Genomic DNA, 1,436 nt, shown 5'->3' with positions numbered 1-1,436 from the left:
GCTCGACCACGCTCGCCACCGGCCGGGCCTGCGCGACCAGTGGCATGGCTACCTGAGCCTGCTGGAACAGGGGCTGAACCAGGTGCAGGTGCAGCGCGAACAACTGCCCCACCTGTACGCGCTGGACGAAGACGGCACGCGCAGCTACTGGACCAGCCTGCCCGGCGACGACCAGCTCGCCGGCATCGAGGCCCTGTACGGCCAGCCGCGCGAGCATCTCGAAGCGGCGCCATGGATCGACGAAGACCATCTCTCGCGCCGACACCGCGTGCTGGACTACCAGCTCGCGCTGCACGGCGAATCGCTCGACCATGCCGGCCTGCAGGCCCTGCCCTGCTACTTCACGCCGCAGGCCTGGCCTGTGCACCTGCTGCGCCTGAAGCGCCAGTTCGCCCGCCGGCTGATGCGGCTGGGCCAGCAGCGCGGCTCCGGCGCGAACCTCAGCCTGCCGCTGCTCGGCCAGACGGACAACACGCCGCCCCTGCAAGAGCGCGTGAGCCTGATGCTCGGGCTGGCGCAAACCCACAGCCGCTGGCTGAGCGGCAGCTGGCAAGGCCGTGGACTGCCCACGCCGAAAGAATGGCCAGCACCGCAAGCCGACGCCGAGAGCGCACGCTACGTGCTGCGTGCGCCGGCCGATGTGCAGCCGATGCTGAACCCGATCGCCCGGCGTCGCAGCACCGACTGGTCTCGACTGCGCAGCACCATGCCCGCGTTGCGTGACGCGCTGCCCGCCCCCCTGCTGCGTGCCGCCGCTCGGCCCGAGTTGTACCAGTGGGCGCCCACGGCCGGCGGCCAGCTCTGGCTCGGCCCGGACGAACAGGGCCGCCACTGGCTGCTCGTCCATGGCGCCAACGACRCACAGGCGCAGGACCATGCGCGCGCGCTGCACGAGGCCGCTTGCCAGCTGCAGGCCGCCGGCGAAGGGCTGCACCTGGTCGAGCACCTGCTGCTGCGCCCGCTGACGCCTCCTGAGCCTGGAACACCCGCGGCTGACAACTTGGGCTCGACGCAGATCACCCTGGTGTTCAGCGGCTGGACGGCGCGCGGTGCCGACCCGCGCTTTCGCAATCTGGCTGCGCAAGTCGTTGCTCGCGAGGCGCCGTCGCACCTGCGCTGCCGCCTGCTGTGGCTGGATGCCGGGCAGATGCAGACCTTCGAAGCCGCTTGGCAAGCTTGGCTCTCGGCTCGCCAATCGCACTGCCAATCGCTGCTCGCAGGCCAGGATCAGCCTGACGAGCCGACTGCACTGACCGAGTTGGACCGGCGGTCCGCTCAGCTGCGGGCGTTGCTGCGGGAGTTGGCAGCATGAGCCTCCACCATGTYGAGACCCTGCGCTGGGACCTGCGCTACGCCTCGCCCCGCGCCGCCCTGAGCGGCAACCTGCTGCAGGAGCGCCTGGCGCGCTTCCTCAAGTCTGAAGGGTTGCGCCACAT

1 protein-coding gene is annotated in these 1,436 nt (G+C 70.7%); it reads left to right on the top strand.

Going from position 1 to position 1,436, the window contains the following annotated elements:
• Positions 1–1,312: hypothetical protein (locus AC1DYI_RS35515; RefSeq protein ID WP_477208795.1), on the top strand; the 1,312-nt coding region annotated here is incomplete at its 5' end.
• Positions 1,313–1,436 lie beyond the last annotated feature (124 nt).

The organism is Ideonella sp. P3_A4 (assembly GCF_056403075.1).
The sequence above is the reverse complement of the archived record's forward strand: the minus strand, read 5'-3'. Positions and strand labels throughout refer to the sequence as shown.